General features: G+C 58.0%; 17 protein-coding genes and 1 riboswitch. Of the genes, 7 read left to right on the plus strand and 10 right to left on the minus strand.

The window, feature by feature from the left end:
• The first annotated feature begins 34 nt into the window (after positions 1–34).
• The 4 genes from AC0L3I_RS18225 (at position 35) to AC0L3I_RS18240 (ending at position 2,656) form a co-directional block, all read left to right on the plus strand.
• A complete protein-coding gene (locus tag AC0L3I_RS18225; RefSeq protein ID WP_473527788.1) occupies positions 35–268 on the plus strand; it encodes a hypothetical protein in 234 nt (77 codons plus the stop codon).
• Positions 269–506: 238 nt separating this feature from the next.
• Positions 507–1,082, plus strand: coding sequence for a hypothetical protein (locus AC0L3I_RS18230; RefSeq protein ID WP_473527789.1), 576 nt, complete (start codon positions 507–509; stop codon positions 1,080–1,082).
• A gap of 25 nt (positions 1,083–1,107) precedes the next feature.
• Entirely contained in the window at positions 1,108–1,398 is a 291-nt protein-coding gene (locus tag AC0L3I_RS18235; protein WP_473527790.1) for a hypothetical protein, read from the plus strand.
• Positions 1,399–2,212: 814 nt separating this feature from the next.
• A complete protein-coding gene (locus AC0L3I_RS18240; protein ID WP_473527791.1) occupies positions 2,213–2,656 on the plus strand; it encodes a hypothetical protein in 444 nt (147 codons plus the stop codon).
• A gap of 17 nt (positions 2,657–2,673) precedes the next feature.
• On the opposite strand, the gene AC0L3I_RS18245 is transcribed toward AC0L3I_RS18240, so the two are convergent.
• On the minus strand, positions 2,674–3,534 hold the full coding sequence (locus tag AC0L3I_RS18245; RefSeq protein ID WP_473527792.1) for an ATP-dependent DNA ligase: 861 nt from the start codon (positions 3,532–3,534) through the stop codon (positions 2,674–2,676).
• A 371-nt stretch (positions 3,535–3,905) separates the two neighbouring features.
• Here AC0L3I_RS18245 and AC0L3I_RS18250 point away from each other — a divergent pair, with 371 nt between their 5' ends.
• The 3 genes from AC0L3I_RS18250 to AC0L3I_RS18260 all read left to right on the plus strand — a co-directional run bounded on the left by AC0L3I_RS18250 (position 3,906) and on the right by AC0L3I_RS18260 (position 5,764).
• Entirely contained in the window at positions 3,906–4,046 is a 141-nt protein-coding gene (locus tag AC0L3I_RS18250) for a hypothetical protein (protein WP_473527793.1), read from the plus strand.
• A gap of 635 nt (positions 4,047–4,681) precedes the next feature.
• Positions 4,682–5,437, plus strand: a complete 756-nt coding sequence (locus AC0L3I_RS18255) for a thermonuclease family protein (protein ID WP_473527794.1) — start codon at positions 4,682–4,684, stop codon at positions 5,435–5,437.
• A 54-nt stretch (positions 5,438–5,491) separates the two neighbouring features.
• Positions 5,492–5,764, plus strand: coding sequence for an excalibur calcium-binding domain-containing protein (locus AC0L3I_RS18260; RefSeq protein ID WP_473527795.1), 273 nt, complete (start codon positions 5,492–5,494; stop codon positions 5,762–5,764).
• Positions 5,765–6,815: 1,051 nt separating this feature from the next.
• Here AC0L3I_RS18260 and AC0L3I_RS18265 read toward each other — a convergent pair.
• The 9 genes from AC0L3I_RS18265 to AC0L3I_RS18305 all read right to left on the minus strand — a co-directional run bounded on the left by AC0L3I_RS18265 (position 6,816) and on the right by AC0L3I_RS18305 (position 17,747).
• The gene (locus tag AC0L3I_RS18265) at positions 6,816–9,713 is read right to left on the minus strand and encodes a TM0106 family RecB-like putative nuclease (RefSeq protein ID WP_473527796.1); all 2,898 of its coding nucleotides are present in this window, start codon (positions 9,711–9,713) and stop codon (positions 6,816–6,818) included.
• Positions 9,714–10,213: 500 nt separating this feature from the next.
• Positions 10,214–11,257: an OmpA family protein gene (locus AC0L3I_RS18270; protein WP_473527797.1), complete on the minus strand. Its 1,044-nt coding sequence runs from the start codon at positions 11,255–11,257 to the stop codon at positions 10,214–10,216.
• Positions 11,254–12,567 carry a hypothetical protein gene (locus AC0L3I_RS18275; protein WP_473527798.1) on the minus strand — a complete coding sequence of 438 codons (1,314 nt, stop codon included), beginning with the start codon at positions 12,565–12,567 and terminating at the stop codon, positions 11,254–11,256. The genes AC0L3I_RS18270 and AC0L3I_RS18275 overlap by 4 nt, the downstream gene beginning before the upstream one ends.
• A complete protein-coding gene (locus tag AC0L3I_RS18280) occupies positions 12,567–12,902 on the minus strand; it encodes a hypothetical protein (RefSeq protein WP_473527799.1) in 336 nt (111 codons plus the stop codon). The genes AC0L3I_RS18275 and AC0L3I_RS18280 overlap by 1 nt, the downstream gene beginning before the upstream one ends.
• A 468-nt stretch (positions 12,903–13,370) precedes the next feature.
• Positions 13,371–14,828, minus strand: coding sequence for a hypothetical protein (locus AC0L3I_RS18285; RefSeq protein ID WP_473527800.1), 1,458 nt, complete (start codon positions 14,826–14,828; stop codon positions 13,371–13,373).
• Between the two features lie 58 nt (positions 14,829–14,886).
• Positions 14,887–15,642 carry a thermonuclease family protein gene (locus AC0L3I_RS18290; protein WP_473527801.1) on the minus strand — a complete coding sequence of 252 codons (756 nt, stop codon included), beginning with the start codon at positions 15,640–15,642 and terminating at the stop codon, positions 14,887–14,889.
• Between the two features lie 398 nt (positions 15,643–16,040).
• Positions 16,041–16,418, minus strand: a complete 378-nt coding sequence (locus AC0L3I_RS18295) for a hypothetical protein (RefSeq protein ID WP_473527802.1) — start codon at positions 16,416–16,418, stop codon at positions 16,041–16,043.
• A 167-nt stretch (positions 16,419–16,585) separates the two neighbouring features.
• Positions 16,586–16,888, minus strand: coding sequence for a hypothetical protein (locus tag AC0L3I_RS18300; protein WP_473527803.1), 303 nt, complete (start codon positions 16,886–16,888; stop codon positions 16,586–16,588).
• Positions 16,889–17,174: 286 nt separating this feature from the next.
• Positions 17,175–17,747 carry a hypothetical protein gene (locus AC0L3I_RS18305; RefSeq protein ID WP_473527804.1) on the minus strand — a complete coding sequence of 191 codons (573 nt, stop codon included), beginning with the start codon at positions 17,745–17,747 and terminating at the stop codon, positions 17,175–17,177.
• A 39-nt stretch (positions 17,748–17,786) separates the two neighbouring features.
• Positions 17,787–17,884: riboswitch (SAM-I-IV-variant riboswitch) on the minus strand.
• Between the last annotated feature and the right edge of the window lie 131 nt (positions 17,885–18,015).

Consider the following 18,015-nt stretch of genomic DNA (forward strand, 5'->3'; position numbering starts at 1 on the left):
TACTCAGTGAAAGACAGCCGAGGGGAGAAAACCGATGCCCGCTACGAAAGACCAGTGGAAGGCTTTCCGAGAAGAACTTAGCCAGCAGCTTAAAGATGAGCGCCGGTTCATCGCCAATGCCGAAGCAGGGAAAACCGGCATTTGGACCGTTCAGCCGGGCAAGGGAAAAGTCGACACCACGGCCGCTCATGTGGAGATATCGAGGCGGGCAGTCCTGGCCCTCGAGGGCGTGATTGCCAAGATCGATCAGGACCATCTGGCAGAATAACCATGACCTTCTGGATTAACCTGATCGGACTTTGCTCGACCGGCCTCGCTGCAGACTTTTGGCTGGTTGCGGCATCGATCCGTCCCCGACAATATCGACACGTTCATCGTAGAATTGCAGCGATCTGGACGGTGGAACGCCGCAGGCGGAATATCGGCCTGTGTGGGGCTTCGCTTGTCAGGCGATACGCGCCTGGTGCGATGACTTGATCTAGCAAGAAACGGGCGGGGCAGATTTCATGACACCAGAAAACTTCGCCGGCTGGCTGCTTCAGGGCGCCTTGCTTCTTTGTGTAATCGGCGGGTTTGCAGTGGTAATAATGGCCATCCGCACGGGTTGGGTTCTCCGGGCGATTGCTTGGGCCATGGTAGGTCTTGTGCTCATCGGCGCCACTATGATCCTAGCGCCGAAATGGACCGAGGTGGTGTTCGAATGGGGAGAGTTCAAAGCGAGAATAGCCGAGTTGGAAGAGGCAAATGCAACGCTCGTGGCTGACGTTTCTGGCTACCGGCAACAAATTGCAGACCTCAAGGACGGCAGCAACGAAAAGCAAATCGACTTCGTTGCACTGACCGGAAACATCCAAGAAGCGTTAGAGGCACAGGGGGTCTTTGTGGATCAGAAGAAGTTCGCCACGGCTGTCGAAAACGCCATTACATCTACGGGAGATTTCCGGCTCGACTATAGGAAAACTCCTGGCGTTGACGGGCGCCAAGAGCCGCGGCCCGACAGCCCTGGCGGATTCCAGCAGCTTGGCCCGAGTGGTCCCAAAGGGGAGAGCGGGAATCGCCTGACGCCCCTGCCCGCCGATTAAAGCCTCACTATATGCGGCCCTCTGAATGACACGTCGATCCATCGCCGAGGAGCTTGAAAGCGCCGCCGACCGCATCGCCGATATGTCGCGCGCGGAGCTCCGGGTCATCCTGCGTCGCGCTGCATTGATGCTTCGAAACGTCTCAGGCGTGCCGCTGGAGCCCTCAACGGAGGACGCTGTAAACTCCATCGCGGCTGAAATGAAAATTGGCCGGGCGGAACTCATCGAGATCGTGCTGCGCGATTGGCTGGAGACGAACGCTTATTTGCCAGTTCGAACGATTGACGAGGAAAGCGAAATAGACGGCAGCGCTTAGGACTTCCCTGAAATGAGCTATGCTGGCGGGTATGCCCAGTTGCCAGAACGCCGGAGTTTAGAATGCCAGTGTTTACCAAAGCAGCCGTTCGAGCGTGGCCGTCGGAGATCAAACTCACGGTTGGCATCTGGCTTGTGTGCTTGATCTACTCTCTCGGGCTGGGTCTCTGGTTGGCCATCATGGGAACTGGAGGATTATCCGAGATTGTGCTTGTCCCATTTGGAATCTGGTGGGTCTTCAACTTCTTTGTCTACTTGCAATTCTGGTGCTACCGAGCCTTGGGTATCGGCTTTTGGGCGATGTGGGCGCGGATGGTTGTCGAACCTGAATTCCGATACGCTGCTAAACGGCGGCTAGAAGAAGCCAGGCACGGCCGGCGCCCACGATCTTAACAACAACATGACGCAAAAGGAAAACGCCAATGTCGAGGCGCAGCTCGCAATTGCACGCGCCATGATGCGCGCCGGCCGGCATAATTAGGATCAAAACCCAATCGCTCTGAACGACCGAGCTCGACCCGAGCCCGGGTCGCATATATTGAGGTTAGGAATGCGAAACGCGACGTCTCGAACACCCGCCGCCGAGGAGCCTCGATGCGATTCCGCCTGACCTACGAAGGGGAGCTGAAGGCCGGCCAAAAAGACCCAGATGACAATCAGTGGGATCGCATGGCCGAGCATAAGCAGGCCATCCGCAAAGTCTTCCATCGTCAACTAAAACACCTCTGGGAACGAACAGGTTTCTTAGGGAGCATGAGGTTTTCCCGACCGACTACCACACCGGTCGCTCTGCGCCGAATGATGCGGAGCGACGATTGGGGTCAGACATCGAGCGCCTTTCGCTCTTGGAGGCTGTTGCAGGTCAATACCGTGAGAATGGATATCGCTTCGTACCGTTGGTCCGCGAGACCATGAGCCTTCTTTGTTCGCTCGACATTTTGTTTTTGCGCCGAGACATTCCGGGAAGCATCCTGACTGCCGGGGATTTAGACAACCGCATTAAGACTTTGATTGACGCGCTTAGAAAGCCGAAAGGTGCCAATGAATTGAGGGGCAATGAAATCCCTGCTGCAGGGGAAGACCCTTTCTTTTGCCTCTTGGAGGATGATAAGTCGGTATCGCAGTTCGCGGTCGAGTCTGATGCGCTTCTAGACCCACCGACCGGGGACAAGGAAGCAGATCGTCGTCAGGTCCGCATAGTCATCACTGTTGAGATTCGACCCTACCACGTGACGATGTTCAATCTGAGTTTTGCCTGATGGGCGGCGCCGCCTCTCTACTCTTCCCAGAAATCCTGCAGCGAGGCATGCCGTAAGTCATCCTCGCCGCGTAGGTGCTTGACGCGGGCCTTGATCCCCGGCTTAACCCATTGCGTTGCGGGCCGCTTTGGCATGTCGTTGGGCGGTGGCCCGGCGTGTTCCTGCACACGTTTCCAAAGCCGCTCCCGCATCTCTCGATTGACGCTCACGAACGCACTGCCGACATACTTCCGGGTCCCAGGCTCGGCCATCAGAGCGAAGGCCGGCTTACCCCGCTCGCGCTCGACACCAAGAAGCTCGAATTCGCTTTCGGTGAAGGATTTGGTCTTTAGCCAATTGGTAGTCGGGCCGCTGCGATATTTGCTGTCCCGACGCTTCGATACCATCCCTTCCAGGCCGGCCGCGTCAATTAGATGATAGATCGCGTTGGCTTCGCCTGGCATGGTCTCACTGAACTGGATGCGGCTATCAGACCCTATAAGGCCGGCCAGGATTTCCCGCCGATCGTCAAGTACCATGTCGCGCAAGTCGTGGCCATTGAGATGCAGCAGATCGAACGCGACGAAATAGAGGTCGTGCTGGCGCCCGGTGATTGCCTTGCGCAGCGCGGCAAAATCCGAAAGGCCAGCCTCATTCAAGACGACGACTTCGCCGTCGATGATGGCGTTCTGTACGTTGAGACCTTTGGCTGCCTCGACCAGATCGCGGTACTTCGATGTCCAGTCGAGTCCGCGGCGGGTGAAGATCCGCACACTGCCGGCGTCGATGATGATTTGGGAGCGGTAGCCGTCGAATTTTGCTTCATGCATCCAGTCATCGCCTTGGGGCGGCTTGGCGACCAAGGTAGGCATCATTGGCGGGAGAAACTTCAAATGCATGCATTGACTCGCAAAACCGCGATTTCAATTAGCATGCGCTTAATTAGTTCCAATTTTAACGAATCGTTGACCGCGCTGTCCCAGAATAGGACAGCGCGGTCAAACCCCAACCCGGGATTGCGCAGGCGGCTCCGGCAATCCAGCTCCCCCGCCTCACTGTCGGAGCCGCTTCCACACTCCTCTAGAATTACTAGCAACGGTTGAATCAACTGTTACCGCACTTGCTTTCCAGTGCGCTTTCCCTGTCGTTAAACTTTGATGGAACGGGGCTCTCGCCTTCACGGTTTGACGCTGAGACAGTCCATCTCAGCAGGAAGCATGGAAGCCCAAGAGAACATCCGCAACGCTGGGCCGCCCTCAAGCTGGTTCGCATGGCTATTGAACAGACCTGCCCCGCCGGTGTGCTGCCGAGCGAAGAAGCTGTCTTGCTGCTCTATGGTCCTGAGCCGATCCATGAGGGCGAAGCGCTTGCGAAGGCCATTATTGAGACGGTCAACCGGCTAACCCGATGAACGCCAACGGCACGCCTAGAGCCGAAGCCACCGATTTTAAGTTTTTGGAGCGCCGCATCGCCCTTTGAGAATTGCGATCTCGGTTTCGTGGTCGCCACCCGACATCGAGGAAACCGGCACGCCTATGAGAAAAACGCCCAATGCGTCCCCACTCACAGCCTTGTTTTGCTGATTTGATACGATAGCCAAACGCTCTCTGTCAGCCTTTGTGCAGGGGCCGGCATTCGGAACTCCTGCAATCTTATCAGGGGGCGTCGCGCACGCCACCAATCCAGTTAGCATTGAAATCGTCAAAGCGAATCGCTTCACAGTCCCCACCCCTTTTTGTAGCCCGGCGGCAACATCGCGTAGTGGAAGACCGCACGCAAGCTCGTTCGTCGACAGATTCGACAACAAGGTGCGAAAGGCGCATGATCCCAGCTGGTGTCGGGGGATACCTTCATGCATTGGCGTTTGCATTTCGCCGCCCTATCAGCGGTTCTTGTTTCGGTGACGCTGCGTTCGGCCGAAAGCCGCTCAGGCGACGCGATGTGATGATGGGCTTGGACAGGTCTCGTTACGATAATCGGTCCGACCAGTGGCGGAAGCGCAGCGGGCCAAAGCGGCATCGTCGGCGCTGGTTGTCGGGCGTGCCTATGCGGCTGGTTTTCGTGACCGTGGCCGCGGCTTCGGCTTTGGCAACGCAATTCGTCATGCAACACACAGGCTCGCTGTCTGAGATCAATCTACAGAATTTGACCAAGCCGGCTCCGGCCCCGATCTCTGGGGTGGCTTCGGTCATCGATGGCGACACAATTGAAATCCATGGGCAGCGCATCCGCTTCAATGGTATCGACGCGCCCGAGAGCCACCAATACTGCAACGACGCCAAGGGTTTCGAATATCCGTGCGGGCGCCGCTCTGCCGAAGCACTGGATGGCTTCCTGTCGGCGTCAAAGCCGGTCCAATGCACTTTCGTCACGTGGGATCGGTATGACCGCTATGTCGGCGACTGCGGACGCGCGGACGGCTCCCGTGTCGCCGCCTGGATGGTCGAGCATGGCCAAGCGCTCGATTGGCCGACATACAGCAATGGTGCGTATGCAGGGCAGCAAGCTAAGGCGAAGGCGTCGAAGGCCGGTCTTTGGGTAGGGACGTTTCAATTTCCGTGGGACTGGCGAGCACAGCATAGCGACGACCCGCTAGCGGCGCCGGTACCGCTTTTTGCGATCGGCAACGGCAACTCAGGCTGCAACATCAAAGGCAACATTTCAGCGGACGGCGAACACATCTATCACTTGCCTGGCCAGAAATTCTACGACGTCACGCGAATTTCTGAATCGAAAGGTGAGAGGTGGTTTTGCTCGGAAGCAGATGCTCGGTCTGCTGGTTGGAGACGATCGAAGCGATAATGAGATTTGAGGGTTGGGGCTGCGGTCAATGCGGCAGTCCGCGAAGGGGGAAATATGAAGCAAACAGCAATTGGGTTTATCGCGGCTCTATCCTTTTTGTCCGGCAGCAGCCCATCCCTGGTTTGGGAGAGCGTTCATTTGCTGGGAGCGACTTCAAGCAAAGGAAGTTCGTTCTCACGAATTGCGCAAAGCTGGTCCTGCCAACCGCGGCGGACCTGCCCTCAGATCAGCTCATGCGATGAAGCAAATTGGTATTTGAACAGCTGCTCCTGGGGCGGGAAGCTGGATCGGGACAGCGATGGCATTCCGTGTGAAAGCCTATGCTGAGCATCTTGTCGCGCCGGGTTGGCCTTGCCTAACGCTCTCCATTACTTCCCGCCCATGCGCTCGCTGGCCGAGCCTATGATCTCGTATCGCAGCTATCGGAGGCGGATCGGCTTACCGCAGTTCAATCAATTATCGTGAACGCCGATCCCTGCACGGGCGCCAGCAAGATGATCTACATGGGGGATTCTGTCGATTATGATGCTGGCATCTGGACGGTCCGCTGCAACGAGGGAGACTACCTGTTGGAGATCAAAAACTCTGGGGACCTCGAGACGAAGGTGCTCAAATGCTCGCTCGCTCAAGCGCTGGGCGTCCGTTGCTGGCAACCCTTCTAGCTCGGTGACTGCTATGCCGCAGAAATGGATAGTGCTACTTCTATACAGCGGGAGTTGCGCCGTGGCTCCCGCCAGTATGGCCAGCGAACCCACCGCGATTTCATGCAAATTTGAGCATTTGCCGCCGATGCTAATGATAATCCGCGGCGGCATGGGTGCGAAAGACAACTCCTTGCAAGTCGGCCAGACGTCCCCGGTTCCACTGAGTGTCGGTTCGAGCTTGATGCTCGCCGAAGTCGGGATTCAGGAGTTCACATTTTCGCTACGATTGCCCGCTTCGGTGTCAATATCAGCGCCCGGGAACGACACACTAACGTACTACGGCGAGTGCATTAGTTCGCTTCAGCCTTGACTTCGCCTGGCATCGCGCATGGGTCAAAAAGTTCGCGTCCCCGATAGTCCACCTTGCGCCAGAGTCTGTACACCGGAATGACTGGATTGGGGCCGGAAGCGACCTGACCGCTCTGAAGTCGACGGAGCGGGAAACCCGCCGTTCGTTCCGCTTCAACCGTTCGGCCGGATTCGACCCAAGTACTTGGTGCCAGCTGTAGGTCGGGCTAGCAGGCAATCTAGGAAACGAACATTCAGCCCGACGCCGCGCTCGGTAGCGGACTGACAGCCTGATGAAATTGTATCGATCACGTGCGTCGGGTCAAATGGCAGCCCGCGATATCGAACGGTCCTTCAACAGCCAGACACGCGGAGAGTGCATCAAATCATCCGTTTCCTCCCAAGCGGTCACTTAGCTTCTGGGCTGTTGTGTCGCTGACCCGAGCAACTCGTTCTCGGCGAAGTGATAGGATCGAGGATGGCAAAAAGCCCTTCGGATAGAGCTCAATGCGCGAGGGGCGTCGCCGGCGGTGCCTGCTCGCTGCAAAGGCATCCATATCGTGTTCTCGCGACAGCAAGAATTTTAGAAAGCTTAGGTCTCTCACACGGCAGGTTTGATAAATGCTCAGCAATACCAACTGCTCTGTAAGCCCTGCTTCTTTGACGCTTCGTCCGACATCCTCCCGATAATCGCTGATGCGTTTGATTGCGTTCTCGGCCAGATTGTTGTTCCACGACACACCGTCATGTTGCAGGAACGTGAACAGGCGGTCGCGATTATGGAGCAGACGTTCCTGCAGAGTTTTTGAGATATCGGATTCGTAGGTGTGCTCCGCAAGCGCATCGAAGAACGCCGCCACAGCCCTCCCGTGACGTCTTAGGTACGTGCGCTTGAGGCCATGCTCATCGACTGTGACGACGATTGATCGCAACAAGGCACCAAACGGCACCGTAATCGACTGAAGCTCCTGATCGAACGGATTGTCGAGGATTGCGCGATTCATGTCGCGCATCAAGTGGATAAGACAGCGCTGGTGCAGACAAGGGAGCCCGTCGTAGGCTGCATAAAAATCGGTAACTATCACGCCCTTGAAGTCTTTGAGCATCTTCCGCAGGAAATTTCCCTCGCGCGAGCGTCGGAAAATGTAGATGGTAGCGGATTCACTTGCGAACACCCAGACGTAACCACTACCGTCCTTTAATTTCACCTCGGTCTCGTCAATATGTAACACAGGCCCTGTGATCAATTGCGTGAGAAGCATATTGAAGGTCTTGCGATAACGACGGACGAGCAAATGCCGGAAGGTTAGGAACTCCCACCAATTCACCCGGATGCCGAAGATCTCATAGAATAGCGCACCGAGAGACTTGACCCCGAGTCGATGCGTGATGTGCTGATAAGCGAACCAGCTCATGAAGTTGTGAAAGTGTCGCGCAAGACGCTCGTAGCGCTCGGGGGTAAAGCATCGTTCACAATTTGTGCAATGATAAGCGACCGCTCTGAACTCAATCACCTTCCGGCGGATCGCTCCCGGTGTGATGACGAGATCGAAGGCGCGCTTGCGCCTCGTCTGCAATCCCTTCGGCCGTTGCTTCGGGTCAATGGATGTAATGTGCTTGCTTTTGCAGAAGGGACAGCGTGTTGCCGTGATTTCCATTCGGTGTGTCGCCCGCAAGTCGCGGTTTTGCCACTTTCGGCGCTGTGTCTTGCCGCCTCGTGTTCTCCGCACTGGTTTCGTTCGAATGAATACGTGGCGTTTCTGGTAGTCGAAATAGGCCCGCTTGTTGATGAACGCGAAATCGGCATGCGTAAACTGTGACCAAGTCACGGTACGCGCCAGATTATCGAGTTGCGCCACGGTCGCCACGCGCGGCAATATACCAGATTTACTCTCAGTGCCGCCGGTCAGCGGCTCACTCAGAAAAGCACTGACTTTGCGTAGCGCTTCGCAATCATCGAGATTGTACTCGATCAACTTGGTTTTCCACCACGCGTCGCCGGTCTTCTCCCATTTCTTGCGCCAGACGACGCTCTCAATGCCGGATGCGTCCGGCTCGGTCCAGCGACAGCCCAAGCAGCCCGCAACCTCCTTGAGACCGTTCGAATAAGTGGGAAAATAGAAATGCGGATAGATGACCGTGAGCACGTTCGTTAGTATAGCTAAAACAGCGTCAATGCTCCTTTTGCGTCGGGCTTGGCGCCGCATGCGCGCGATAAAGCTACTTTCGTAGTTGCCGTAACAGTAGATGCGCGGAGCGTCATAACGCCCAACGATAGTGAGAAACCGGGCGAATATTTCGGCTTCGCCTTTCCGGTCATCGGACCATAACGAGTGGCGTTCAACGCGTTCGCCATCGCAAATAACGAGCCCAATCAGATAAGTGAAGCCCTCTTCGGGAACACCCTCGATATCCAGGTAGATCCGCACGGACGCGGCCGGAAGTTTCGGTGCACCGAGCACATAGATCGTTTGGTCGCGAATGGCCAGTGCATGCAACGCGTGGTCGCGCAATCTGAGCGGGGCATCGGCCCGCTTGCCTCGGCGACGGGGCCGAAAGGTATGTGCTAGCTGGGTGAGCGTGAGTACGCCCTTACGAGCGTATCGCTTGATTGTCTTTTCGCCGACACCACGCAGGAGGCTCAGATTGTCTTCCCTGATGGCCTGATCACGGCAGCGGTCCCGGAACTCACAGATGTGGCAATGGTCATTCAACAGCAGCTTCGGCGGGCCTTCCGCCCGTTGCAAGCGTTCGGCGTCTCGGAGGAGGTTTTCTGCAGTCGTCAGCGTCGATCCGAAACGAATGCCCGTCTTCTTGCCGTCGCGCCCAATATAGACAGCCCCGCCACTAGGAAACGCCCCCTGAACCCGCGCCAGAAGAACGGCGCGCGCGGCAAGCTGTTGGCGATCGGAAGCGCGAACCCGTCCCGCCGCGCAAAACATCACCGGTTGATATTGGAAGTCTCCGAGCGTTGAGTGCCCATTGGTCTTGCGAAGTCCATCGAAGACGACTTCATGGCGATCATCGTCCAAACGAGCGCAAAGAATAAACGCAGCTCCTTTTCGAAGATTGGTGAAGCACAAATTGAGTTCAGTCGCGACCTCGGTTTCTTTATATTCGCGCCGGATCTTTTCAATTGCATTGCGCTGTGCGTCGGCGCGTTGCTCAATCAGCAACTTCTCATAGCCGCATTTGACGCCTTCCTCACCGCGCAATCGAAAATATGCCTTCAACCTGCAGTGCTGCAGCGCATTAATAACATCGTCGGTGATCTTGCAGGCCATCGCGTGACTCCTTGACCAGAGGTGCGTTAAGCGCGGACGTCATGCTGATCACATCATGAACAACCGACGACCTGTCGGTGCAGCGCCGACAAAGACTTGCTAGACCATCAACCGCGACGACATGGATGTGGTTGCGTCTTTCCGCAAGCACCTGATGGAAACTGCGAAGCTATGGCGCGGGTTACCTCAGGGGCATCGGCAGTGGGGCGGGACGCGTCGGCGCCACGATCGTTCTGACCGCCCTGTGGCCAGCTCACGGCGCCAAAATCCGGCCTGAGAATGCTCGTGGTTCTTGCACCGCCTGCAGCAATCGCCGCCAGAGCAACGTCGCCGGCGCCTATGTCCGCTTTTGAGAAAAGAATTGTTCGTCTGAGTGACAAAATTGCGGCGCATTGCCGACCGGCAGCCCTTAGGGCCTTTTGCGGACCGGCAGCTTCCGGCGGCCAATTTGTAAGAGCCGTGCCGGACGGTGTCGTTATCGACCTCACCGATGAGGGCCCTTAACCCTCCCCTTCCTGCGAGCCTGCCGCGTGTTCAACCACCCTCTTCCTGACCCTGATTTCAATGCGCCTGCGGGCGGCGTCGTCCCCGACATGCGTTCCGTCGGTGAGCGCGTCACCCAGAAGTATCAGTTGGCCGCCTGACATCGGCAGGACGTCGAGGCCCTCGAGTTCCGGGGACCCTAAAAGGACATCGGCGACCGACAGCGCACGGGCGAGGCCCAGCCCTGCATTGTCCGAAGGCTGCAGCTCGCTGATAGGTGCCCGTCGGTCGAGCACGGATTTCATGTCACGGTCCATGTTGGAGTAGTTCCGTGGCATGTTTTGCTCGTCGGTGTGGCCGATCACCTCGATGATGTCGACACCGTATTCCTCGGCGATGCGCCTGATGTTCGGTATCTCGTTCAGGAGCCTTTCCCTGAACTCGGAAGTGAGTTCCGCGCTTCCTATGGCGAACGAGTAACCGTCGACATCGCTCAAGGAGATGATCGGCGGCCATTCGTGCGGCTGCGAATTCCCTTCCTGGGCGAGGTGGGCATGCAGTGCTGACAATTCCCTGTCGAGAAGGGCGGCTTTCTCTTCGGCTGCTGCCGTCCGGGCGGCGGCCTCGATCAGCTTGTGCAATTCTTCCGCCTTGGTGATCGAATTCTCTTGTGCGGCGGCAGTCACCTCGGCCAGCTCGGCCGCCTTCTCGACAGGGATGTGTTCCTCGATCTTTGAGGCCGCCGTCTGCGCCGCGACAAGCTTCTTCCATTCCTCGTCGACAACCTGCCTGTCGGACGAGGTTATCTGCATAAGGATCGCGTTCTGGGCAACCAGATCGGTGTTGGCTTCCGCTAGTCTGGAAAACTCTTCCTTATGTGAGGCGATCTCCCTTTTCGCGATTTCAATCTTCGCCTGCTTGTCGGCGATGATCGATCCGGCGACGAGAAGCAGGCAGAAGACAAGCAGCAGCATCGTCTCCGCCATGGTCAGGCCGAGGATAAGTCCCCGCCCGTACCCCGTTTTCTCGTAATTGACGGCGGTGTCGCGGGTGTCGATCAAGACCGCCACCCCTTGAGCCTGTCGAGGATGCCTACAGGCCTTTCACCCGTCCCGGCCGGTCCAGGTGCGGCTTCGACCATGAGTTCGGGGGTTGTCGTTCCGGCCCCGCTCGCCGCCGTGTTTCCAACTTCGACGGACACATCGGATACGGTAAGTTCGAAGCCGTTCAGTCTGCCGACAGACATCGCGTGATCCGCGGTGCCATCTCTTTGGACTGCCGGAAGGCTTTCGAACCGGCTCTCTAGCTTCCGTTCAAGCCTACCCGCCAGGCTGGTGATCGCTTTTTCCCGCTCTTCAGTCTTGTCAAGAATCTTCACCATGGTCGCGCGTTGGGAATCCGACGCTTCGATAAACTTCCCGACCGCTTCCGCAAGTTCGCTGATCTTCGTTTCCTGCACCTTTACCAGGGCTTCTGTCTTCTCGGCATGCTTGCCGACGGAGGCAGCGAGCAGGTTCACGACGGGGACGATCTCTTCCCTCAGCACCGTGTCCGGGATGACGAGTTTCTCCAGTTTCCCGGCAACGCTGTCCGCCTGCGTCCCGAAGCGCACGACCGCGTCGCCAAACGAGGTGTTCGCCTTGTCGAGGAGCGTGGCAACAGATGACACCTTGTCGAGCACGCCCGTGAACCGATCCTCAATGTGGCCAAAGGAAATGTCGAGCGCGTCAGCAAGCCGCTCCGAAGTTTCCTTAACGGGCTTGATGGCCTCGGAAGACATCTTCTCGAACGACTGCCTCACCTGTTCGCCGTTCAGCTGGGCCTGCTTGACGATCTCGCCGTAACCCTCCGTCAGCATCTGATTGCAGATGCGGCGGAATTCGGAGAACTCGAGGGTGACGTTTTCCATTTCCGCCCTGACGCGCCTCGACATGCCCGCCAACTCGTGTCTGGCGGCACGCTCGACATCGGCGGGATCACGCCGCGCCTGGTTGTAGCAGATGCGCAGGGTAATGCCTGTGATCGTGGATGTGATTGCGACGCCGAAGTTCCGCACGACCTCGTTCATCTCGCCGTCGGCTGAGAACAAGTAGAGCGATACGCCGAGGCTCGTCAGCGTGAACAGGAAGCCCATGTAGTAGAGATTGTCGCCGACCTGTTCGTCATGGATCCTGAGGCGGCCGACGATGATCGACAGCCCGAGATATGCGAACATGACCATGATCGGCACGGTAATCGCCAGCCATATGCCCACGCCGGACATCTTGGTGAGCCAGATGTAAAGGCATCCCGCGAACGTCATCCCTGCGAATATGGCGACAGGCAGATAAGGAGAGTCGATAATCCTCTTTGCAATTGCGTATGTTGCCATCAAAGCCCCTCCAGCCTTTCCATTCCACCGAACCTGCCGTTGTTCGACTGGACCCATTCCGCCCAAAAGTTCCCGTGGTTCGGCCCGTCAAAAGACTTGTCCGGCCTGTTGACGTAAAGGATCGACATCTCAATGCCCTCAAGGTTCGTCCAATATTTCTCGTTTGCATCGCTTTCCCTGTAGGTCTCGTAAGAAACGCCCGAGGAATACTGGGAGTAGTCCTTCGTGTTCTCGATCATGTCGGAGGCGATGAAGAGGTGCTTGGGCGCGTCCGTTTCGGGATCCGTCGGCACCGTGTCGAACACAGCCAGCTTCACCTTCTGGATTCCAGCCATGATAGGCGACATCTCAGCCCCGGTGCCGTTCTCGATCTTGCCAAAAACCTTGTCCAGGGGCTCGCGGTAAGTCTCCTCCCAGAGCTTCTGGCGTTTCTTCGGGTTTTCGGTTTTCCAGTCGACGCTGCTGGCGTCACCCGGGTTGCATCCTGCATAAAGCTGCTCGACGTCCGAGGGAGTACCCGAAATGGTCCCGATCCATAGGTAGCCGCTCGGCTGGATCCCCTGGACGAGCTTCGTGAGTCGGCAAGCGTCACAGGTGGAAGCGGATCCGTCGTGTCGAACAGGACGGCGGTCATGCTTTTTGCTCCGGTCACGGGGCAGTGCGTTTTCTCATCGAGTGCGACGGCTGTGGCCGACTTGAAATAGAGCCAACCGAACGCCGCCAGCAATGCTGCGGTAGCTGCGCCCACCAATGTGATAGCAGCTATGCGTCCTGCGCCAATGCCGTTGCGCCTTCTCCTCGAACTACGCCGCCTGTTCATTGGCACCACTCTCCGGGAACAGGTTGTCGAGCTTCCTGAACTTGTTGATGTGTTCGTCGCACTCCTTGCCGATCTGCCGGATGTGGCCGTTCAGCTTCTCCCTCGCCTCCTCGAGCAGCTTGTCGAGGGATTCGGAACTGCGCTCGCCGTCTCGCTCGATGACGGGCTTTATCTTTTCCAGTTTGTAGGCCGTCTGGAAATGGCGCGGCGGTTTCGTGGTCCGGGCCCTGGTGTTCGCGTCATGGTACTTGGCCAGAAGCAGGTTGCAGGCGCGGTCGAGATGGTCCTGCTGGGTTCTGAACAGTTCGAGCAGGGAAGTGCGATGGGCGAGGATCGCTCCATATTCCCTCTTGCGTATTCCGAGCCCGTCGAGGATGCCCTTCACAGCGTCATTGAATCCGTCGCGGATCTTGATGAGTTCCCCGATGAGTTCGTCCTTGGTATCGATGTAGTCGTTACGGCGTTCGTCCGCCTCCCGTGCGGCCCTTCCGTATCCCGGATAAACGTCGTCCATAGTCAGCGCATCGCCGAACGCGATGACCGAGAAAAGGAAACCGAGGCAAAACAGGAGCCAGGATTTGATGTCTCCGAGAGCCAGCGGAGCCTCCGATAGCCGCTGCATCACGATCTGGCTGCCGCCTTCGAACAGCCCCTCGCTGATTTCCCGATAGTGGGCAAGTGCGAGGTTCACCACGACGGCGACTGCAAGATAGGCAATGAGCGAGAGAAGCCCCATCAATTTCCCGAAAAGGTTCCGGTGAACGATCCACTGCACCCCTTTCCGCGCCGCTAGGACGGCAAAGCCGATATTGACGGCCGAGAAGGCGACCGCCTCGGCAATGCCGCCGACAAATCCCGCGTCGCTGCCGCCCATGAGGAACATACCGTTCGCTATCGCCTCGATCGCAAACAAGAATGCAATCAGCATCCATTTGAAGAAATTGACACCAGGTCCCGGCAGCCAGGCGGGCCTCTTCAGGCGGTGTTTTGCTCTGAAGTCGATCAGGTAGTCTTCCGCCTCCTTGAGATAGCGCCTTTTCGCATGGAGTTCGTTGGCGGCCGTAACGGCTCGGCTGGTGAAGTTCGTGAGCCCTGTCGTGGCAGCTATATCGATTTCCTGGATGTACTCGTCGAAGTTCAGGCCGGCGATCCTGCTCTTGTACAGGCTCAACTGGTCGATAAGGATCTGGTGCGCGGCCTTGGCCTGGCTTTCGACCTTCTCGATGATCTCGAGCTCCACCTCATCCCTGCCCTTAGCTGCCGTCATGGGCTGGTTGTTGCCGCCGCGCTCCGCGCCCCTCTCGGCGAGATCCAGATCCCCCGCGACGCTGTCGACGTCTATGCTGGGAAAGATGTCGGCCGAGAGCTTGAGCCCGCTGCCGTCCGACATGATGCGGTTGCGTAGCTTATAGAGTTGGTCAAACTTTCTGATCGCTGCCATTTCGCCTGTTGCTCGTCTTGCCTTATCGATTCATGTCAGCCCTTTGTCAGGAGGCTCCTTACCTGCGCGCGGGCCGCCATCCCGCCGCCTTTGCTTCCTCGGGCGAGCAGAACCAGCGTTCCCCCTTCGATGCCGAAATCTTCGTCCGCCCGTAGTGCTCCTGCCCGGGCACGTGATAGATGCGCTCGCCCCTGGAACTGATGTTCCCCTCGATCGCGCAGCGGGACCCTTCGCCTCTTTCGGCAGCCGAAGCAATTCCTTGGGAGGCTGTGGCCGTGCTCTGACGCTGCCCGGCTCTCCAGTCCCACGGGAAGTCGAAACGTCCCTGCCAGATGCCGCGGCCCTCCTTGCGGGCGACATCCTGAAGGCTGGCGTAAACGCCTCCGCTGTAGCGTGGCCAGTCAAGTGCCCAGCCGCTTGCCACCATCCATTCCTGGACGGAAGCACCGTCGGCGCGGAAACAATTGCCGACGAAGCGTCCGTAACGGTCGCGTTCGACAAACTGGCAGGCCGTCGGTCGCGACGCAGAAAGGAAATCTGCGAGTGCTTTCGCGGAAATAGCGCCGCATCTGTAAGCACTGCCGTTCCTGTCTTCACATACCTGAGCGGATTCAGGAGCGTCGATACCGTTGAAGCGGATCCGCTCGTCGCGGATTTCTATGGTATCGCCATCAATTGCGGTCGCTCGGCCGACAATTTCATTGCTCCCTGCAGCGTCGCTCATCAAAGCTGCGAGCAAAGTAAATCCGATTGTACTAGCGACTAACCCGACCGCGAAACGCGCAATACGGAATTTAGAATATCCGTTTTCCATTTGCCCCCAAACCCCGCTAGTCTCTTTAGACCCGTCAAGAAAGGCATGCAAGAAAGTTGTCGCGGAAGTACTGAAGATCACAACACCTGATGAAACTCGCGAGCGAGGCCGGTAAGCATGAGGCGGTTCTGAGTTTTCTGCCAAGCCTAGCCGGCCGCATCTTAATGTCGGCTTCGCGTTCGCAACCGATCCCTCTCTAGGGCGTGCGAAGTCGGAAATAGGCGCAACCACGGCCAGCCTGATCGCCGGCAAGGTCTGCTTTTCAGGAAGCTGCGAAGCCGATCTCTGCGGCCGCTATAAGGCGCATTGCGAACTCCAGAGTGGTCGCCGGCATCTGCCCCGACGGCAAAGATGAAGCGCACGTCGTCGTCACCTTGGGACGGCAAACGCTGGCAGACCTAGCGACGATGGAGGGGCCAACCTCGGGGCATCACTGGCGTGTAGACCACCTCATCCGGGGTCATGCCCTTCTTCAAGCGAGCGTAGAACAATGCCTCGCTAATGCCTCTGGATTCAGCGACCGGCCACGCAAGCTGGCCATCCGCGAGGAAGGTCGACAGCTTGAGGGAAGGCCGCTGAGGGGGAGATTTTCGGGTCCGAGGCGGGGCTGGATGGGTCGCGGCCTTTTGGCCAGACCACCCCAGCTTGAGCCGGTGGCAGAACACGCCGAGGCTCACCCCGTTCGCCTCGGCCACCGCCCATGCCAGTTCACCATTGTCCATCCTCGCCGAAAAATGGGGAAAGGCAAAGGCAAAGGCATCGTCGTCGTTGTTCATGGTCCCACCCATTGCTAAGCCCGGCCCATCGAAGTCGATCCCGGTTCTTTGCCTCATATCATAATGCCGCCTGATGTAGGATCACCCAGCGATGCTCGATCTCTTGCCCATGACCTCTTCCGCGCACAGCCGATGATACGAGTGCCGTCGATGCGACCACAACACTGTTATGTAGTCGGCCGCAACGAGTCGCCAGGGTCCGAGCGGAGCAGCAGTTTATCCGCGTGCCGTATCGCACCGGTGATCGACTCGGCGGTGCGGATGTACGGGTCGAATTTGCGCTTATCCTGCCAGACGTGATGTTCCGTAGCTGATTGGGCCAACACTGGACTGCAAATGAGGAACACCGCGATCGCAAGGGCTACCGGATATCTGCGTTGCAAGGTCACCATTTCAAATCCGTCTCTATTCCCATTGCGCCGTGAAAAGATTGCAGTTGTCACACCCGCGAGAAGATATGTGAGTTTCATGATGCATCCGGTTCCGAGTCTGCCCCAATCGGAAAGAGGCTTATCATGCCCATGATGCGGGCGTTGTGCGCCGCAATCCGCGCTCCAGTCATAGCCGGATGCACATCACCCTCGAAACGAACACACCGCATACAGAGATGTGCCTCGGCCGCGCTCGGCACCGTGGTCACCCAGCCGCAATAGCGGCATGTATAAGGCTCGATTGGCATCCCCGGGCCATGCCTTGCCGTCTCGGGCTCAGCGCGCCGGCGGTCGGCCTCGTACCATTGTCTATCATGTCGGCCTCTCAAACCCCTTCTGCAATTTGGACAGGAAGCTTCAGATCGATCAGCCGAGCCTGCAGGAGCGAGAGCGTGAGTTGGTCTCTTGCATCGACCCATCGGCTATCGTCGTTGGCGACGTCACCCTCGCAGAATACCAGATGGGGCTCATCGCTCCCGCGCCCGAGCTTTGGGCCAAGGTCCAGCCTCTTCAGCAAGCGGTAGGCCCTGGCGCACGGGCCGGCCTCTCGATCGAAGCGGGTTTCCCAGAACCACCCTCCAACCGGATCGTCGTAGTCCTCCGGGCCGATCCCATGCTCCTCCCAGATGGCGTAGATTTCGGTCTCGGTCCGGTGCCCAAGGCCCTCGCTGGTGAAGAACTCGCGCCAGGTCGGCGGCGGCGGGCAGAAGGCCCAAGGGCCGATTGTGAGAAGGTAGCCCTGCTCCCCACCGTCATACCAGTACATGGTCTCGGCCACTTCCGCAGGTGGTGCGAGCAGAGGCAGCCCAGTCCTGCGAATGAAGGATTGCGCATCCTTTTCGAATGCAGCCGTGAGCAGGCCACCCGCCCCGATCAGAAAACCTCGCCTCGTCAGCATGAAAACACCCTCCATCGTTTCGCACGCATTCTGGAGGGACTGGCGACCTACTGTTGCCCGTTCAGGGCCACATCGTCGTGCCACCGTTGCCGGTCAAGGCTGGTTGGCGGGGCCGAAGCCCTCTCTGGATGCAGGGATCGGTGTAACAAAACGATTGCACTTCGGCAAGCTTTCTCCTCATGGTGGTATCTCTGGTGTTGAAAGTGAGCAGATCGCTGGGCCCCCACAATCGACCCCTCCACCCGGCCTTCGGCCTCGACCGGGCGGG

It is taken from the genome of Mesorhizobium sp. WSM4840, from assembly GCF_055811755.1.